Source organism: Pseudomonas sp. NPDC087804 (assembly GCF_044742965.1).
Classification (GTDB): Bacteria; Pseudomonadota; Gammaproteobacteria; order Pseudomonadales; family Pseudomonadaceae; genus Aquipseudomonas; species Aquipseudomonas rustica.
This window is the reverse complement of record NZ_JBIUVN010000011.1, coordinates 64,813-82,259: the sequence shown is the minus strand read 5'-3', so window position 1 is coordinate 82,259 and position 17,447 is coordinate 64,813. Positions and strand designations below refer to the sequence as shown.

The following is a 17,447-nucleotide window of genomic DNA, read 5'->3' as shown; positions in this document are numbered from 1 at the left end:
TCGGGTTAGCCTTGGCAAACACCACGGGTCATGAAGCGTTCACGCAGCACGTCGTACGCCCAGTGATAAACATAGGTGTACGGCAGGAAGAACAGCAGCACACCGATATCCAGCAAAAACGCCTGCCACAAACTGACCGACAACCACCACGCAATCAGCGGCACGCCCATCACGATCAAGCCACCCTCGAACAGCAGCGCATGCACCACACGCACCCAGGCGTTATGCGCAACATTCATCCGCGCCAGTACCCGGTCGAAGTAGCGGTTGAACACTACGTTCCAGCCCAGCGCCAGCATCGCGATCAACACCGTCACCGCGCCCATTTCAAGCATCGGTTTTTTCATCAGCCACGCCAGCAGCGGTGTACAGATCAGAATGGCCAGCAGTTCGAAACCAACGGCCTGGAAAATACGTTCAGTGATGGATTTAGGGGCAGTCATTGCCTGACTCCTTGAGTGAAGATGGTTGCCATGATTCATCCTCACACCGATACTTCATAACCAATAACCATCGATCAAGGCGATAGTTCATGGCCTCGCAAGAAGTGCTGTTGGCGTTTGTGCAAGCGGCGACCCAAGGTTCGTTTTCGGCGGCGGCGCGCAAACTCGGGCGCAGTCAGTCGACCATCAGCGCGGCGGTGGCCAGCCTTGAGATCGATCTGGATCTGGTGCTGTTCGATCGCAGCAGCCGAAAACCGACGCTCACCCCCGCCGGGCATGTGATGTTGCAACGAGCGGAGGCGATTCTGGCGGCGACCAGTCGTCTGGAGATGACCGCGCGGCAGTTGTCCCAGGGGGTCGAGCCGAAACTGACCGTGGCGATTTCCGACACGTATCAGTCCTATCGTTTTGAAGCGGCGCTGGTTGGGTTTGAGCAGCGTTATCCGGATCTGGAGCTGGAATGTTTGATCGCTGAATGCGATGACTTGATTGAACTGGTGCAACGCGGTCGTGCGCATCTGGCCTTTGCGGAGATGCAGGAGAATTATCCGCCAGATCTGGTGACCTCGACCGTGGCCGAACGCACGGAAATCGCTTTGTTCGTGAATCGCGATCATCCGCTGGCGACGCTTGATCACATTGATCAGCACACCTTGGAACTGCATCGCGAGCTGCGCCTGGCGACCATCGTTAATCCGTACGACAGTCGTGGCAAAGGCCGGGTGTGGTCGGCGCCGAGTTATTTGATGTTGCTGGAAATGGCCGAAAAGGGTTTTGGCTGGGCGCCGTTGCCGCGTTGGCTGGCGCAGCGGTTTGGCAATGATTTGCTGGTGGAGTTGAAGGTGCGCGGCTGGCCTAAACCGGTGTTTGTCGATGCACTGTGGTCGCGGCTGTATCCGCCGGGGCCAGCGGGGAGCTGGTTGCTTAACAAGATGCTGGAATAGCTGCGCGGCCGATCAGGCCTAGGTCAAAAGCCCCTCACCCCAACCCTCTCCCAGAGGGAGAGGGGGCCGACCGCGGTGTCTTGCGTCGTACATCGACCTGAAATTTTGAGTCGATTATGGATTCACCGTTGTTTTTTCAGGTCGGCGTACTTCTTCAGCATCCCCCAATCTGTCCCCTCTCCCTCCGGGAGAGGGCTAGGGTGAGGGCAATTTCAACGCCAAAAGCCGCCCCTCAATAAACCTCCGCTCCGGCTCCTGCCGCGTCAATTCAAGCGCCCGCAAATACGCCTCCCGCGCATCTTCCACCCGCCCCAACTGCCGACAAAACTCCGCCCGCGCCGAATGCGCCAAGTGATAATCCTGCAACTCGCCCCGCGCCAAAATTCCTTCAATCAACTGCAACCCCGCCAACGCCCCATCCTGCTTCGCCACCGCCACCGCTCGATTCAACTCGATCACCGGCGAAGGCACCGCCCGCAACAGCACGTCATACAAACCAACGATCTGCTCCCAATCCGTCTGCGCCGCCGTCGGCGCTTCGGCATGCACCGCCGCAATCGCTGCCTGCAAACAATACGGCCCAAATCGCCGTGTGGTCAGCGCGCGCTCCACCAGCGCGCAACCTTCAGCAATCAACCCGGCATCCCACAACGCGCGATCCTGATCATCCAGCAGCACCAGTTCACCACTCGGCGAGGTGCGCGCCGAGCGTCGTGATTCGTGCAACAGCATCATCGCCAGCAGCCCCATCACTTCCGGCTCCGGCAACAATTCCATCAACAACCGACCCAACCTGATCGCCTCACGCGTCAGATCTTCGCGGGTCAGTTCAGTGCCGACCGACGCCGAATAGCCTTCGTTGAACACCAGATAAATCACCCGCAACACGCTGTCGAGGCGCTCGGGTAATTCGCTCAGGCTTGGCACTTGATAGGGGATTTTCGCGTCACGGATCTTGGCTTTCGCCCGCACGATGCGTTGGGCAATCGCCGCCGGCGCCGAGAGAAACGCGCGGGCGATTTCTTCGGTGGTCAGGTCGCAGACTTCACGCAAGGTCAGCGGCACTTGCGCATCCGCCGCCAGCGCCGGGTGACAACAGGTGAAGATCAGCCGCAGACGATCATCTTCCACGTCTTCGCCACTCCAGTCGGCCTGTTCGAGTTCTTCCAGTTGCGCGAGCAACATCGGCTGCGAGGCCTTGAACCGGGCGCGGCGGCGCAATACGTCAATCGCCTTGAAGCGCCCGGTCGAGACCAGCCAGGTGCGCGGATTGTCCGGCACGCCATCGCGCTGCCAGCGTTCGACGGCGACGAAGAACGCCTCGTGCAAGGCTTCTTCGGCGAGGTCGAAATCACCCAGCAGGCGAATCAGCGTCGCCAGAATCCGCCGCGAGTCTTCGCGATAGACCTGCTCGACCCGCGCCCGAACCTCAGACATTCAACTGCCGCACCGGGCGCACTTCAACGCTGCCGACCCGCGCTGCCGGAATGTTGCCGGCGACCTGGATCGCTTCGTTGAGATCCTTGGCGTCGATCAAATAGAAACCGGCCAGTTGCTCCTTGGTTTCCGCGAACGGGCCATCGGTGATCGACACTTTGCCGTTGCGCATACGCACCGTGGTGGCGGTCTGCACTGACTCCAAGGCCTCGGCGGCAACCATTCGCCCGCTGCCCTGAATCGACTCGGCGTAGGCCCAGCACTCGGCGTCTTCCGGGCTGTCGGGCGATGAATGCAGCAGGCGCTCATCGCTGTAGACCAGGCATAAATACTTCATGGCGTTCTCCTGAAGCGGACGGATCAACTATGGCTGAAGATCAAGGTTGCACATCGAACAGGGTCGCGCCGCTCATCGGATCGAATGGCGCCGACCAGTGTTCATGGGCGATTTTCCACGCCCCGCCGATCTGCCGATAGCAGGCGGTGACGCGCATCCAGCAGCTCTGAATTTCGCCTTTTTCATTGGTGCCGCCGCAATTGGCCACCCAGTGCGCGAAGGCGATGTTGTCGGCGCTTTCGATGGCGATTTCATGGAATTCGAAAATGTGCGGGCCGGGGCACATTTCCATGCACGCGACCCAGTGTTCGCGGTACGCCGGTTTGCCCTTGAATTGCAGGGCCTTGATCGCGTCGAACGAGACGATGTCGTCGGCGTACAGCGCCATGACTTTCTCTACGTCCTTTTTCATCACGGCGTCGCGGTAGGTGTTGATCAGGGTCTGGATTTCGGATTGTGCGCTCATGGTGTTCTCCGTGGTTTTTGTTGTGAAGACACCCTTAGTCGCTTGGTGGATCGGCAGATCGACAGGCGAAACAAAAAAATTCCACTGAGGGCAAAATCGCTAGAATCCGAGGCTTATCTTTGTAGGAAAAAGGAAATTCCCGTGTCAGCCCAACTCGTGCCGTACGACAGCCTGAATGCTTTGCAGCGTCAACAAGTCGAGGCGATTGAAATCCATGCCGAGCAGATCAAGTTCTCCGGCGATATTCACGGTGCGTTGCACACCTTGTTGTCGAAACCCGGCCCCGGCGTGAAGGGTTTTGCCTTGCTGGCGGATGAAGTGCCGGTGGCGTTTCTGCTGCTCAAGCGCCCGCCCGTGTTGCCGGCCTGGGCTGATGAACACAGCGCCACCTTGCATGCGTTGCAGGTAGATCGCCGCGCGCAGGGCAAGGGTTATGGCAAAGCGTGTCTGCAAGCGCTGCCCGAGGTTGCGCGTCAGGCTTGGCCGGAGATCAAAGGGCTGGAGTTGTCGGTGGACGCGGATAATGACGCGGCGATTGCGCTGTACGCCAAGCACGGATATGTCGACAGCGGCGAAGCGTACAAGGGCCGGATCGGTTACGAACGGCGCATGGGCCTGGTTTTCTGAGACATCGAGGGATGCATGATGCCGAAACCTACGACCTTGATGCATCAAAACGGATAACCGACCCCCTTACTGACACAACTCAAACCATTGTAGGAGCTGCCGAAGGCTGCGATCTTTTGATCTTGATCTTCTTAACAGCAAGATCAAAAGATCGCAGCCTTCGGCAGCTCCTACAGTGGAGATCGGGTTGGCTTTAGAGGGTCAGGATCATCTCGTGCCACGCCATCCCGCCGTGATCCGACTCCGACGGTTTGATGTAGGCAAAGCCAAACCCGGCGTACAGCGGAATATGCTTTTCCTTGCACATCAAATGAATCGTCGCCTTGTCCATCCCGCGCATACGCTCGATAAACTCAGCCATCAAGCGCTTCGCCAACCCTTGCCCCTGATAATCCGGGTGCACCACCACCGACATGATCACCACGTTCGGCCCTTTCGGGTCATGGCCGATCAACTCTTTGAACGCCTCATCCGACATCTGCACATCAAACGCCGCGCCCGAATTGACGAAACCCGCCACCACGCCATCCACTTCCGCCACGACAAAGCCTTCCGGCCAGGTGGCGATGCGCGTGGCGATTTTCTCGCGGGTGGCGGCTTCGTCGCCTTCGTAGGCAACGGTTTCGATGGCGTAGCAGCGATCCAGGTCGGCGGCGGTGACGTTGCGGATGACGGTGTTCATGGCGGCTCGGAAATCAGCAGAAGAAAGTGCTGAAAGCATAAAGGAATCGCGGGGGCATATCGATCCGCACACGGCGCAAACGCCTGAGGCGGATCAGTGATCCGCCTCATCGGCTGTGGCTCAAGCCTTGGTATCGACCGGCACACAGATTTCCAGTTTGCCAGTGTGCAGGCGCGGGTTGAAATCGGCGCTGTAACGCTCCAGTTCCGGCGCATTCAGCTCGACGTAGTGAGAGGTCGGCAACCAGGTTTTGTAGATGTATTGCAGGGTTTGCGGCAACTGATCGAGCGGGCCTTTGTGTTCGAACACCGCGTATTGACGGGGCAGCACTTCGACCCAGCGATAGACGTCCTGCGGCAGTTCGTCGAGCTTGGTGATTTCCACGCCGGCGATGTAATCGAAGCCGCCCTTGCCGTCGAAATTGCAGCACACGCCGTAGGTCACTTCGCCTTTTTGCCCGGGAATTCGTCCCAGGTGCGGCAGGAATTTCTCCCACAGCGCCGGGATGTCCTTGGCGGTGTCTTGGGTAAATCGATCGCCAAATCCTGCAATCAGCAGGAAGTGTCCATGTTCGAAGCGAGGTTCAGCCACTTCGACGCGTGTTTGCTCATCCATGACTCGACTCCTGGCACAAAAAAGGGGTTCGGCTGGGAGTATAGAAAGCCAAACCCGTTTCGCACGGTTACAGCGAATGCAACTGCTCGACGGCACCGGAACCGACGAATTCGTTGTAGCCGGATACGATCACGTAGACTGCGAAATAGCAGAAGATCGCTGCAGATGCCATGTAGGAATAGCGCAACAGCTTGTCGCCCAGCAGCTTGCCACCGTGGCTGGCAGCAAAGCACAGACCGGCCGACCAGAGCAGCCCGGCGCAGAGGAAACCACCGAGGAACAGCGCCGAACTCACCGGGCCACCGCCACCGGAGCGGGCGATCAGCGTGCCGCCCACCGCAGCGAACCAAAGAATCGCGCTCGGCGACGACATGGCGAGAAAAATCCCACGAAAGAATTCCTTGCGATGGGAGTTCTGCCCCACCTCCGCCGTCTCGGCCAGCAGCGCTTCGTGATGGATCGCCGAGTAAATCATCTTCGCCGCAAAGTAGATCAGCAGCGCCGAACCGCCGATCCACAGCACCCAGCGCACGCTTTCGTATTGCAGCAGAACGGTCATCCCGGCCAGCGCCAGCACCGCATAAATCAAGTCGCCGACGCAGGTGCCAAGGCCCAGCGCGAAGCCTTGAAAGTAACCGCGCTGCATCGCCAATGTGATCATTGCGATGTTGGCCACGCCGATATCCAGGCACAGCGAAAGGCTCAGCAAGAAGCCGCTGGTGAATTCCATCAACCATTTTCCTTGGAAAAATTTGTTAACAAACGGGCTGGACAGTATGCCATCACTGACCTTATCTTCCGCCACAGGTCACCGCAGTGACCAGCGTCGCTCGGACGGTTCCGGGCGCTTACGTTATCCGAGGCAACAATGGCCGAACAAGGTTCGCCGCGCCGCTTTGCGCGCATAGATCGACTCCCCCCTTACGTTTTCAACATCACCGCCGAGCTGAAGATGGCCGCGCGTCGTCGTGGTGAAGACATCATCGACTTGAGCATGGGCAACCCCGACGGGGCCACGCCGCCGCACATTGTCGAAAAACTCGTACAAGTCGCCCAACGCGAAGACACCCACGGTTACTCGACGTCCAAAGGCATTCCGCGCCTGCGCCGGGCGATTTCCAACTGGTACAAGCAACGCTACGAAGTCGATATCGACCCGGAAAGCGAAGCCATTGTCACCATCGGTTCTAAGGAAGGCCTGGCGCATTTGATGCTGGCGACCCTCGATCAGGGCGACACCGTACTGGTGCCGAACCCGAGCTACCCGATTCACATTTACGGTGCGGTGATTGCCGGTGCCCAAGTGCGTTCGGTGCCGCTGGTGCCCGGTGTGGATTTCTTCGATGAGCTGGAACGGGCGATTCGCGGCTCGATTCCGAAACCGAAAATGATGATCCTCGGCTTCCCGTCGAACCCGACTGCGCAGTGCGTGGAACTGGATTTCTTCGAGCGGGTGATCGCCCTCGCCAAGCAATACGACGTGCTGGTGATTCACGATCTGGCCTACGCCGACATCGTCTACGACGGCTGGAAAGCCCCGTCGATCATGCAAGTACCGGGCGCCAAGGACATCGCGGTGGAGTTTTTCACCCTGTCCAAGAGCTACAACATGGCGGGCTGGCGCATTGGTTTCATGGTCGGCAATCCAGAACTGGTTAACGCCTTGGCGCGGATCAAGAGCTACCACGACTACGGCACCTTCACCCCGCTGCAAGTCGCGGCGATCGCGGCGCTGGAAGGTGATCAGCAGTGTGTGCGCGACATCGCCGAGCAGTATCGTCAGCGTCGTAATGTGTTGGTGAAAGGGCTGCATGAATTGGGCTGGATGGTCGAGAATCCGAAGGCATCGATGTATGTCTGGGCGAAAATTCCTGAGGCGTATGCGCATCTGGGTTCGCTGGAATTCGCCAAGAAACTGCTGGCTGAAGCGAAGGTTTGCGTCTCGCCGGGGGTGGGATTTGGTGAGTATGGCGACGATCACGTGCGCTTTGCGCTGATCGAAAACCAGGATCGCATTCGCCAGGCTGTGCGCGGCATTCGCGGGATGTTCCGTGCCGATGGCCTGGCCCCGAAAACCTCTGCCTGACGCACTGATCGTTCCCACGCTCCGCGTGGGAATACAGCCCGGGACGCTCCGCGTCCCAAAGCGGACGCAGAGCGTCCATTGAGGCATTCCCACGCAGAGCGTGGGAACGATCACCCACAAAAAAACCGCATCGCTGCGGTTTTTTTGTGTCTGCAAGAAGCTGTTTACACGAACAGCGACAGCAGCAGGATAAAGCCCAACGCAACCACCGAGAGGATGGTTTCCATCGCCGTCCAGGTCTTGAACGTTTCGGCCACGGTCATGTTGAAGTACTGCTTCACCAGCCAGAAACCGGCGTCGTTCACGTGCGACAGGATCAACGAACCGGCGCCAGTCGCGAGTACCAGCAACTCACGGTTAACGCCCGGAATCATCCCCACCACCGGCACCACAATGCCCGCGCCAGTGATGGTCGCCACAGTTGCCGAACCAGTCGCGATACGGATCACCGCCGCCACCAGCCATGCCAGCAGGATCGGCGAGATCTGTGCGCTGACCGCCATGTGGCCGATCACGTCGCCCACGCCGCTGGTCACCAGCATCTGCTTGAAGCCACCGCCCGCACCGATGATCAGAATGATCGCGGCGGTTGGCGCCAGGCTCGCGTCCAGCCACTTGAGCATCTGTTGCGAGCCGATGCCTTGTTTGTGACCGAAGGTGTACAGCGACAGCAGCAACGCCAGCAGCAGTGCGGAGATCGGGTGACCGATCATGTCCATCCAGGTGCGGAAGAAGTGACCGTCCGGTAGCGCGACGTCTGCGAAGGTTTTCAGCAACATCAGGAAAACCGGCAGCAGCACGGTAACCAGGGTGATACCGAAGCTCGGCAGGCTCGCCGAGTCATCGTTTTCGCGGGCCAGTTGATCGACCAGTTCCTGATTCGGGTGACCCGGAATGTGCTTGGCGATGAAGGTACCGAAGATCGGACCGGCAATGATCGCGGTTGGCAGCGCCACGATCAGACCATAAAGAATGGTCTTGCCGATGTCCGCGCCGAACACGCCGATGGCCAGCAACGGGCCCGGGTGCGGTGGCACCAGACCGTGCACGGCGGACAGACCGGCAAGCAGCGGGATACCGATCTTGATAATCGACACGCCAGTGCGGCGCGCCACGATGAACACCAGTGGAATCAGCAGAACAAAACCGATTTCGAAGAACAGCGGGATGCCGACCAGAAACGCGGCGAACATCATCGCCCACTGGACTTTGTCCTTGCCGAACGCACGAATCAGGGTCTGGGCAATCTGATCTGCCCCGCCCGATTCAGCCATCATTTTGCCGAGCATGGTGCCCAGCGCGAGGATGATGCCGACGAAACCGAGCACGCCACCGAAGCCGTCCTGGAACGCTTTGATGATGGTGCCGATCGGCATGCCGGAGGTCAGACCGAGGAACGCGGCAGCGATGGTCAGGGAAATAAACGGGTGCAGCTTGAACTTGGTGATCAGGACAATCAGTCCGATCACGGTGACCACTGCATCAAGCAGCAGAAACGCGTCGTGGGACATGCCAAACATTGGGGGTGTCTCCTGGATTGTTGTTGTTATTAAAGCGGGTTAAACAGAAATCGTGAGGACAGCGCTATCTCTTTCAACACACTCATACCGCCTGTTTCAGACCGTGGGCCTGCCACCAGACGTGAGCCTGCGACGCCAGTTCTTCAACGTTGTGGATCGAAGCATTCAGCGCCAGGGTCAACGGCTCGCCTACTGGCGATTCGAGGGTGGCGAACTGGCTTTCGATCAACGTGGCCGGCATGAAGTGGCCCGGACGGTGGGACACACGTTCAGCGGCGACTTCAGGGGTCAACTCAAGAAACACGAAGCCCAGGCCCGGCAAGGCGCTGCGCAACACTTCGCGATAACTGTGTTTGAGGGCCGAGCAGGTCAGCACCGGGCGTTTGCCCGATGCATCGACGCGACGTAGTTCGACGCACAGGCTGTCGAGCCAGCCGGCGCGGTCGTCGTCGTTCAGGGGGATCCCCGCGCTCATCTTTTCGATGTTCGCGGCCGGATGGAAAGTATCGCCTTCAATGGCAGTGGCGCCGCTCAATTGGCACAGGACCTCGCTTACGCATTTACAGCTGCATCAGGACAGCGCTACCTTAGTGCCTTGATTTTTGTTTGGCAAGCCGTCGATGACCACCCCTAAAAACGATAAAAATACCCGCACCACCGGCCGTCCCACCCTGAATGAAGTTGCCCGCCTGGCCGGTGTCAGTCCGATTACCGCCTCCCGCGCCTTGCGTGGGGTCAGCACCGTGGCCACCGAACTGGTAGAAAAAGTCCGCAAAGCCGCCCTCGAACTCAACTACGTGGTCAACCCTGCCGCCCGCGCTCTGGCATCGGCGCAGAGCCATTCGGTGGTGGTTTTGGTGCCATCGTTGTCCAACCTTTTGTTTATCGACACGCTGGAAGCCATTCATCGGGTGCTCACGCCCAAGGGCTTCGAAGTGCTGATCGGCAACTTCCACTATTCCCGCGATGAAGAAGAAAACCTGCTGCGCAATTACATGGCGTACCAGCCGCGCGGGTTTCTGCTGACCGGGTTTGATCGCACGGAAAGTTCGCGGCGGATGATCGAGGCGAGCAACATTCCCTGCGTGTACATGATGGAACTGGACAGCGCTGCCGGGGTGAATTGCGTCGGGTTTTCGCAGTTGAGTGCCGGGGAGACGGCGGCTGAGCATTTGCTCTCTCGTGGGCGCAAGCGTCTGGCGTACATCGGCGCGCAACTCGATCAACGTACGTTGTTGCGCGGTGAGGGTTTCCGCAAAGCACTGCAGAAGGCCGGGCGTTACGACCCGGATCTGGAAGTGCTGACGCCGCGCGCTTCGTCGGTGGGCTTGGGTGGGGAATTGTTTTTGCAGTTGCTCGCGGCGCATCCGGACGTTGATGCGATCTTTTTTGGTAACGACGATTTGGCGCAGGGTGCTTTATTAGAAGCGCTGCGCAACGGCATCAAGATTCCCGAGCAGGTGGCGATTCTCGGTTTCAACGACTTGCCGATGTCCGAACACATGGTGCCGCGTTTGAGCAGCATCAACACCCCGCGCGAGGCGATCGGCCGGCGCGCTGCGGAGCAGATGTTGACGTTGATGGCGGGTAACAACGTTGCGCGTCCAGTAGAAGACATGGGCTTCGAACTGAAGATTCGCGAAAGTACCTGACGCTTCGCAATCCGATCATTCCCACGCTCTGTGTGGGAATGCCTCAACGGATGCTCCGCGTTCGGCGGTGAAGGGACGCAGAGCGTCCCGGGCTGCGTTCCCACGCGGAGCGTGGGAACGATCAACCACTCAACAGGTCAACGAGGGCCAGTGCGCCTTTCTGTAGCGGCTGGCTCTTGAGCCACACCGCGTGCACCGGCATCACCAGACCGTTTTCGATGTTGCGAAAATTCAGGCGTTTCAGCCGGCCGTTGTCCAGTCGCGATTGCACCACCGACAACGGAAAATTGCCCCAGCCCAATCCCGCCTCAACCATCTCCATCGCCGTCTCAAGACTGTCGGTGCGCCAGTACGACTCCGCCACCAACGGCCGCGTCTCGCTGATCGGCAAGTCGCGACTGGCGACGATGATCTGCCGCACATGCACCAGATCTTCCAGAAACAAATCCTGCCCCCGCAACAACGGGCTGTCCGCCGCCAGCGTGGCGATCATCCGTTCGCTGCCGACGAACTGAAAACGCTCCAGCACGTTCATGCTCAACCCGGCGAACGCCAGGCACACACTGACACGACCACTGTGCAGCATCGCCAGCACGTCATCCTGCGGCGCGGTCAGCACTTCGATGTCGAGCAGCGGATGACGCTCAGCAATCACCTTGATCGCCGCCAGCAAACGCCGCCGATCAATGTCCGCAACCACGCCAATCGACAACTTGCTCTCCAGCCCCAACGACAACTCCACCGCGTGCACTTGCAGTTGCTTGAGTTGCTCGGCAATCAACCGCGCGTGTGGCACCAACGACAACGCCATCGCCGTGGGTTGTGGCTCGCGATGACTGCGGTCAAACAGCAGATAACCGAGTTCGGCCTCAAGGTTGCCAATACTCATGCTCACCGCCGATGGCACCCGACCCAATGCCCGAGCCGCCGCCGAAAACGAGCCGCGCTCAATCACCGCGAGAAACAACTCGATGCTGTCGCTGTTGAAATTCACTTCATCTACCTATCACCAAAACTGAAAGCTACTGACTTTTTCTGTCAGCCCTATTGAAGCTATCTTTCGTCGCCTTCGCCAGTCCCGCTGGCCAACAAACGGCAAGAAAGAGGCAATTCCCATGCAAGGCGTCAAACGCAAACTGGTCTACGTGTCGCTCTACGAAGTGATCGGCATGACCTTCTCCGCCCTCGGTCTAGCGCTGCTGTCCGGCACATCCCCGGGCAGCACCGGGCCACTGGCGGTGATCATCACCACCATCGCCGTGACCTGGAACTTCATTTACACCTCGCTGTTCGAGCGCTGGGAAAGCCGTCAGGTGTCGCGCACGCGCACGGTGAAACGCCGCATCGCCCACGCCATCGGTTTTCAGTTGACCTTGATCGTGTTCCTGATTCCGTTGATTGCCTGGTGGATGAACATCAGCCTGGTGCAGGCCTTTCTGCTGGATCTGGCGCTGATCATTTTCATCCCGTGCTACACGTTCGCGTTCAACTGGCTGTTCGACCGGATTTTCGGTTTGCCGGCCTCGGCACTGCCGGATTCGGCGGCTGCGGCATAAATCGTTAATTCGTAAGCAGATATTGCAAGAAATCAGCGGTTTCCCGGGGCAAATCGCTGATCTTCACAATCCGTGGTTTCCGATAGCAGGCTAAGCTTTTCCATCAATAAAAAATGGATCTGCCCATGACTGCACACGCCCCCGCCGCCGCGCAAAGCGACGGCATCGATCCGATCCGCGCTGCCGAAGTTTCCGCCCGTATCGACCGTCTCCCCGCTGTCGCGACGATCTGGCGATTGGTGGCGCTGCTGTCGATCGGTGGTTTTTTCGAACTCTACGATTTATTCCAGACCGCCTACATCAGCCCCGGACTGATCCGCGACGGCATCTTCGCCACCGGCAATCAGGGCGTGTTCGGTTTCTCCGATCAAGCGGCGTTCGCTTCGGCGACGTTTCTCGGCCTGTTCCTCGGCGCCAGCCTGCTCAGCCCGCTGGCGGATCGCTTCGGTCGCCGCGCAATCTTCACTTTCGCGCTGGTCTGGTACACCGTGGCGACGGTGTTGATGGGTATTCAGAGTTCGGCGCTGGGCATCATCTGCATGCGCTTTCTGGTCGGCATCGGTTTGGGCATCGAGTTGGTGACCATCGACGCCTACCTCTCGGAACTGGTGCCCAAACGCATGCGCAGCTCAGCGTTCGCTTTCGCGTTTTTCGTGCAATTTCTCTCGGTGCCGGCGGTGGCGTTGATGTCGTGGTGGCTGGTGCCGCAAGCGCCGTTCGGTGTGTCCGGCTGGCGTTGGGTGGTGTTGGCCAGCGCGGTATTTGCGCTGTTTATCTGGTGGTTGCGCAAGCGTCTGCCGGAGTCGCCGCGGTGGTTGGCGCAGCACGGTCGATTCGACGAAGCCAACCGGATTCTCGATAACATCGAGGCACGCTGCGAGAAGGATCATGGCCAGCCCTTGGATACGCCGGAAACAGTGTCGGTCGATGTTGAAGGCAAGGGTCGTTTCGCCGACATCTGGCAACCACCGTATCGCCGCCGCGCCTTGATGCTGATCGTCTTCCACGTCTTTCAAGCGATCGGTTTTTTCGGTTTTGGCAATTGGTTGCCGGCGCTGCTGTCCGGCCAGGGCGTGAGCGTCACCCACAGTTTGATGTACGCGTTCATCATCACCCTCGCCTACCCGCTCGGGCCGCTGCTGTTCGTCAAGTTCGCCAACCGTTTCGAGAACAAATGGCAGATCGTCGGCTCGGCCCTCGGTGCGATGACCTTCGGTACGTTGTTCGCGCTGCAGACCAGTGCCTTCGGGCTGATCTTTTGCGGGGTGATGATCACCTTCTGCAACGCCTGGCTGAGCTTCAGTTATCACTCGTACCAGAGCGAATTGTTCCCGACCAATATTCGCGCCCGCGCGGTAGGGTTCTGCTATTCCTTCAGTCGTTTGTCGACGGTGTTCAGCAGCCTGCTGATCGGCTTTTTTCTCGACAGTTTTGGCACGCCGGGCGTGTTGACGTTCATTGCCAGCAGCATGTTGATCGTGATGCTGACCATCGGCTACTTCGGCCCGCGCACGCGTAATCTGGCGCTGGAAAACATTGCCTGATCCTGTAGGAGCTGCGGCACGCTGCGATCTTTTGATCCTCATCTTTTGATCTGAATTTATAGGATCAACATCAAAAGATCGCAGCGTGCCGCAGTTCCTACAGGGGGCGGTGTGATGTCAGTTCAGTTGCAGGGTTTCGTTGAACTGGCTGATGGCATCGACGACGTGACGTGAGCCTTGCTGAATCTCCTGAATCACTGCCCCCGCCTCGTTCGCCAGCTCCACACCAAGTCCGGTACGGCTGAGACTCGACTGCATGCTCGACACCGCGCTCAGCGACAGGTCGTGGTTGCGCCGTACAACATCGACGATCTCTAAAGTAGCCTGACTCGTTCTTGCCGCCAGACTTCTCACCTCATCCGCCACCACGGCAAACCCGCGCCCGTGCTCACCCGCCCGCGCCGCTTCGATCGCGGCGTTGAGCGCCAGCAAATTAGTCTGATCGGCAATCCCGCGAATGGTCTGGACGATGGTGCCGATGATGTCTGACTGTTTGCTGACCGCATCGATGCTGATTGCCGCTTCGTTGAGGTCGCGGGAAATGTCCTGAATGATCTGCACCGTTTGCTGCACGACTTGTGAGCCTTTTTGCGCGCAGGCGTCGTTTTGTACCGAGGTGCTGTGGGCCGATTCCGCAGCGTTCTGCAGCGTGGTCATTTGTTGGGTGATGTCGCTGGCGAACTTGACCACTTTGTACAAGCGGCCCTTGGCATCAAACAGCGGGTTGTACGAGGCTTCGAGGTAAACCATGTGCCCGGATTTGTTCTTGCGCTCGAAACGGTGCGAGTGATATTCGCCGCGATTGAGCGAAGCCCAGAAGGCTTTGTATTGCGACGATTCGGATTCGCTGCGGTGGCAGAACATGCTGTGGTGATGCCCAACGACTTCGTTGTGCGAGTACTGCATGGTCTTGAGAAAGTTGTCGTTGGCGGTGATGACATTGCCTTCCGGGGTGAACTCGATCACGGCCATCGAGCGACCGATCGCCGCGAGCATGGCTTCTTGTTCATGCTCCTTGTTGATCCGCGCGGTAATGTCGGACGCCACTTTGATGACACTTTTAACTTGCTTGTCCGGGCCATACACCGGCATGTAACTGGCTTCGAGCCAGACTTCCTTGCCACTTTTGTTCAAACGCAGAAACGTCCCGCTGATCGGTTCACCACGGGCCAGGTCGCGCCACAACTTGGCGTATTCCTCGCTGCGATAAAACGCTTCTTCACAGAAGATCCGGTGATGTTTGCCGCGCACTTCATCGGCGCCATAGCCCATGGTTTTACAGAAGTTTTCGTTGGCATCCAGAACGATGCCGTCGGGGGTGAATTCGATCATCGCCATCGAACGGCTGATCGCGGCCAACTTGGCATTGGCCTCGGTCAAGGCACAGCTGAATCGTTCGATTTCCAGCAGGTCAGCCTTGTGATGTAGGTTAAACATGGTTGTATCACCTTCCGCGCGGACTTTTGATTTGATGAAAGTTCAGGTCTTTCACGATCCACCACTACGTTCCAAAGAACAGGCACACGCATTCCTCCACGGGAGGAAGTTGTCAGGTGATAAATGATGGTCAATCGGAGAGTCCATGCAGCGACGCTCTAATCAAGACATCCTTCTCTTGATAGCCCGCTCGCGGGCCAGCCCTAACGCGTTGAAGAACTTCCATTTAAAAAATGCTCCTTGTTGGTTCAGTGTCGGTGCCTTGGGTTGCGCACTCTGGCAGCATGAATTTGCAGACTAACCGTGCACGGTCGACATAGTTAGTTACAGAGCAGCATAGCTAGCGCAAAACCTTGCGCAAGGCCACTAGTCGGCCAGTAGTGAGGACTTTTTGCACAAGAATCGGTTCAGCGGAAAATGAACAGCCCCCTGTAGGAGCTGCCGAAGGCTGCGATCTTTGGACTTTGATTTTTTCAAGATCAAAAGATCGCAGCCTTCGGCAGCTCCTACAGGGGGGGGGCGGCGTTGGGAATTAGAGGCTGGTGCTGACTTTGGTAGCCACTTCTGCTGGCACCCACGATTTCCAAACCTGCGGCTGATCGCGTAAAAACGCCTCCGCCACCACCCTCGGCTGCAAGCGTTTTTCACTCATCCCCGCCAGCGTCTGGTTCAACAGATCTATCGGCAAGTCGACCTTCTCAAAAAACGTCACCAGCTCCGGATACTGCGCCTTGAACGGCGCCGACACGCCAATCGCCAGACTCGCCGGCATCGACCGCGTGCCTTTGGGATTCGGATTATTGGCATCGGCCAAGGTCTTCCAGGCTTCGGCATCAAACGGCGGTTCCTCGAGTTTCACCAGTTTGAAACGCCCGAGCAGCGGCGTCGGTGACCAGTAGTAGAACAGCACCGGTTTGCCACGTTTGATCGACGACGCCACCTCGGCATCCAGCGCCGCGCCGGAGCCGGTGCGGAAGTTGACGAAGCTGTCGTTGAGCGCATAGGCCTTGAGCTTCTGAGTGTTGACGATCTCCGACGTCCAACCCGTCGGGCTGTTGAGGAAACGCCCACGGCTCGGGTCTTCAGGATCACGGAACACGTCTTTGTAGCGCGGCAGATCCGCCACCGATTTCAATTCCGGCGCCAAGGGTTTGATGCCGCGTTCAGGGTCGCCCTTGATCACGTACTCCGGCACCCACCAGCCTTCGGTGGCGCCTTTCACTGTATCGCCGAGCCCGAATACTTTGCCTTCGGCAGCAGCCTTGACCCACGCCGGACTGCGCCCGGCCCACTCTTCGCCGATCACTTGAATATCGTTTTTTGCCAACGCTGCTTCGAGGCTGACGGTGCTGCCCGGCAGCGTATCGGTCGGATAGCCGTAGCCTTTTTCGACAATCAGGCGCAGCACTTCGGTGATAAAACTGCCGCTCTCCCAAGTGATGTCGCCGAAGTGGATCGGCGCGGTTTTCTCCGTTGCAGTAACTGCGCCGACGCTCAAGCTCAGCGCCAGCAGCGAACCGCCGAGCAGGGTTTTGATCGATCTCATGCAGACCTCTTGTCTTGTAGGAATTGGTTGGCGCTGTGGCGATCGCACAGGGCTTGGGAACGGGTCATGTACACGCTCACCGAACGCTGGGAGATGCCCAGTTCGGCAGCAATTTGCGGGTAGGTCAGGCCATCGACGCGGGCGAGCAGAAAGGTCGAACGGACTTTGCCGGGCAGGCGTTGCAGGCTGTGATCGAGGCGCTTCAGGGTTTGCGACAGTTGCGCGAGATGTTCGGGCGACGCGGTGCCCTCCTCATCGACCTGTAGCTGATGCCGACGCTGTAGATCCGCACGGCGCCAGTGCTGATAAAGCAGACGTTGGGCGACGGTGGTGAGCAAGGCGCGGGGCTCGCGGATCGCGGTCAGTGATGATGATTCGAGCAGTTGCGCGAAGGTTTCGGCCGCGATGTCTTCAACGCTCGCCGCGTCGTGCAGATGCCGACGCAGATAGGTGCAAAGCCAGTGATGATGGGCGCGGAACAGGCCGGCCAGGTGTTGGCGATGGGAAAGGTCGGCGCCGGACATAGGGGCTCCTGGGTTAGGGGTCGCTGAATGT

At 58.7% G+C, this 17,447-nt stretch carries 17 protein-coding genes and 3 pseudogenes; 6 read left to right on the top strand and 14 right to left on the bottom strand.

From position 1 onward, the window contains the following. Positions 1-5: 5 nt before the first annotated feature. On the bottom strand, positions 6-443 hold the full coding sequence (locus ACIOMO_RS16285) for a multidrug/biocide efflux PACE transporter (RefSeq protein ID WP_401242014.1): 438 nt from the start codon (positions 441-443) through the stop codon (positions 6-8). An 89-nt stretch (positions 444-532) separates the two neighbouring features. Between ACIOMO_RS16285 and ACIOMO_RS16280 the strand changes: the two genes are divergently transcribed. Next, entirely contained in the window at positions 533-1,387 is an 855-nt protein-coding gene (locus ACIOMO_RS16280) for a LysR family transcriptional regulator (RefSeq protein ID WP_053122944.1), read from the top strand. A 195-nt stretch (positions 1,388-1,582) separates the two neighbouring features. On the opposite strand, the gene ACIOMO_RS16275 is transcribed toward ACIOMO_RS16280, so the two are convergent. Genes ACIOMO_RS16275 through ACIOMO_RS16265 form a run of 3 tightly spaced genes read right to left on the bottom strand, consistent with a single transcriptional unit; the run spans position 1,583 to position 3,627 of the window. Further along, the gene (locus ACIOMO_RS16275; protein WP_401242011.1) at positions 1,583-2,824 is read right to left on the bottom strand and encodes an RNA polymerase sigma factor; all 1,242 of its coding nucleotides are present in this window, start codon (positions 2,822-2,824) and stop codon (positions 1,583-1,585) included. Further along, positions 2,817-3,161, bottom strand: coding sequence for a YciI family protein (locus tag ACIOMO_RS16270; RefSeq protein ID WP_053122952.1), 345 nt, complete (start codon positions 3,159-3,161; stop codon positions 2,817-2,819). Before ACIOMO_RS16270 ends, ACIOMO_RS16275 begins: the two co-directional genes overlap by 8 nt. A gap of 40 nt (positions 3,162-3,201) precedes the next feature. Then, positions 3,202-3,627, bottom strand: coding sequence for a YybH family protein (locus ACIOMO_RS16265; protein WP_401242009.1), 426 nt, complete (start codon positions 3,625-3,627; stop codon positions 3,202-3,204). 141 nt (positions 3,628-3,768) lie between these two features. Here ACIOMO_RS16265 and ACIOMO_RS16260 point away from each other — a divergent pair, with 141 nt between their 5' ends. Then, positions 3,769-4,254, top strand: coding sequence for an N-acetyltransferase (locus tag ACIOMO_RS16260; protein WP_159812775.1), 486 nt, complete (start codon positions 3,769-3,771; stop codon positions 4,252-4,254). Positions 4,255-4,447: 193 nt separating this feature from the next. On the opposite strand, the gene ACIOMO_RS16255 is transcribed toward ACIOMO_RS16260, so the two are convergent. From ACIOMO_RS16255 to ACIOMO_RS16245, 3 genes are all read right to left on the bottom strand, one after another. Next, entirely contained in the window at positions 4,448-4,936 is a 489-nt protein-coding gene (locus tag ACIOMO_RS16255; protein WP_053122958.1) for a GNAT family N-acetyltransferase, read from the bottom strand. A 120-nt stretch (positions 4,937-5,056) separates the two neighbouring features. Further along, positions 5,057-5,551, bottom strand: a complete 495-nt coding sequence (locus ACIOMO_RS16250) for a GyrI-like domain-containing protein (protein WP_053122959.1) — start codon at positions 5,549-5,551, stop codon at positions 5,057-5,059. 67 nt (positions 5,552-5,618) lie between these two features. Then, on the bottom strand, positions 5,619-6,281 hold the full coding sequence (locus tag ACIOMO_RS16245) for a LysE family translocator (protein ID WP_212543864.1): 663 nt from the start codon (positions 6,279-6,281) through the stop codon (positions 5,619-5,621). A gap of 138 nt (positions 6,282-6,419) precedes the next feature. Here ACIOMO_RS16245 and alaC point away from each other — a divergent pair, with 138 nt between their 5' ends. Beyond that, positions 6,420-7,637: an alanine transaminase gene (gene alaC / locus ACIOMO_RS16240; protein WP_159812781.1), complete on the top strand. Its 1,218-nt coding sequence runs from the start codon at positions 6,420-6,422 to the stop codon at positions 7,635-7,637. Positions 7,638-7,801: 164 nt separating this feature from the next. On the opposite strand, the gene ACIOMO_RS16235 is transcribed toward alaC, so the two are convergent. Next, positions 7,802-9,157: a GntP family permease gene (locus ACIOMO_RS16235; RefSeq protein WP_159812783.1), complete on the bottom strand. Its 1,356-nt coding sequence runs from the start codon at positions 9,155-9,157 to the stop codon at positions 7,802-7,804. Positions 9,158-9,239: 82 nt separating this feature from the next. Continuing rightward, positions 9,240-9,728: pseudogene (locus ACIOMO_RS16230) on the bottom strand (gluconokinase); the annotation flags it as partial. A gap of 49 nt (positions 9,729-9,777) precedes the next feature. Between ACIOMO_RS16230 and ACIOMO_RS16225 the strand changes: the two are divergent. Next, positions 9,778-10,809, top strand: coding sequence for a LacI family DNA-binding transcriptional regulator (locus ACIOMO_RS16225; RefSeq protein ID WP_401242004.1), 1,032 nt, complete (start codon positions 9,778-9,780; stop codon positions 10,807-10,809). 121 nt (positions 10,810-10,930) lie between these two features. Here the strand turns inward: ACIOMO_RS16225 and ACIOMO_RS16220 are convergent, their stop codons facing one another. Continuing rightward, a complete protein-coding gene (locus ACIOMO_RS16220; RefSeq protein ID WP_282357922.1) occupies positions 10,931-11,803 on the bottom strand; it encodes a LysR family transcriptional regulator in 873 nt (290 codons plus the stop codon). A 121-nt stretch (positions 11,804-11,924) separates the two neighbouring features. Here ACIOMO_RS16220 and ACIOMO_RS16215 point away from each other — a divergent pair, with 121 nt between their 5' ends. Continuing rightward, entirely contained in the window at positions 11,925-12,365 is a 441-nt protein-coding gene (locus ACIOMO_RS16215) for a PACE efflux transporter (protein WP_053122973.1), read from the top strand. Positions 12,366-12,490: 125 nt separating this feature from the next. Next, complete coding sequence (locus ACIOMO_RS16210; protein WP_401242001.1) at positions 12,491-13,909, top strand: MFS transporter; 1,419 nt, start codon at positions 12,491-12,493, stop codon at positions 13,907-13,909. A gap of 117 nt (positions 13,910-14,026) precedes the next feature. Here ACIOMO_RS16210 and ACIOMO_RS16205 read toward each other — a convergent pair. The 4 genes and pseudogenes from ACIOMO_RS16205 to ACIOMO_RS16190 form a co-directional block, all read right to left on the bottom strand. After that, a pseudogene (locus tag ACIOMO_RS16205) lies at positions 14,027-14,455 on the bottom strand (methyl-accepting chemotaxis protein); the annotation flags it as partial. A gap of 114 nt (positions 14,456-14,569) precedes the next feature. Further along, a pseudogene (locus ACIOMO_RS16200) lies at positions 14,570-15,346 on the bottom strand (PAS domain-containing protein); the annotation flags it as partial. Between the two features lie 532 nt (positions 15,347-15,878). Continuing rightward, positions 15,879-16,892, bottom strand: coding sequence for an ABC transporter substrate-binding protein (locus tag ACIOMO_RS16195; RefSeq protein WP_401241999.1), 1,014 nt, complete (start codon positions 16,890-16,892; stop codon positions 15,879-15,881). Further along, positions 16,889-17,416: a sigma-70 family RNA polymerase sigma factor gene (locus tag ACIOMO_RS16190; protein ID WP_401241997.1), complete on the bottom strand. Its 528-nt coding sequence runs from the start codon at positions 17,414-17,416 to the stop codon at positions 16,889-16,891. The genes ACIOMO_RS16195 and ACIOMO_RS16190 overlap by 4 nt, the downstream gene beginning before the upstream one ends. Between the last annotated feature and the right edge of the window lie 31 nt (positions 17,417-17,447).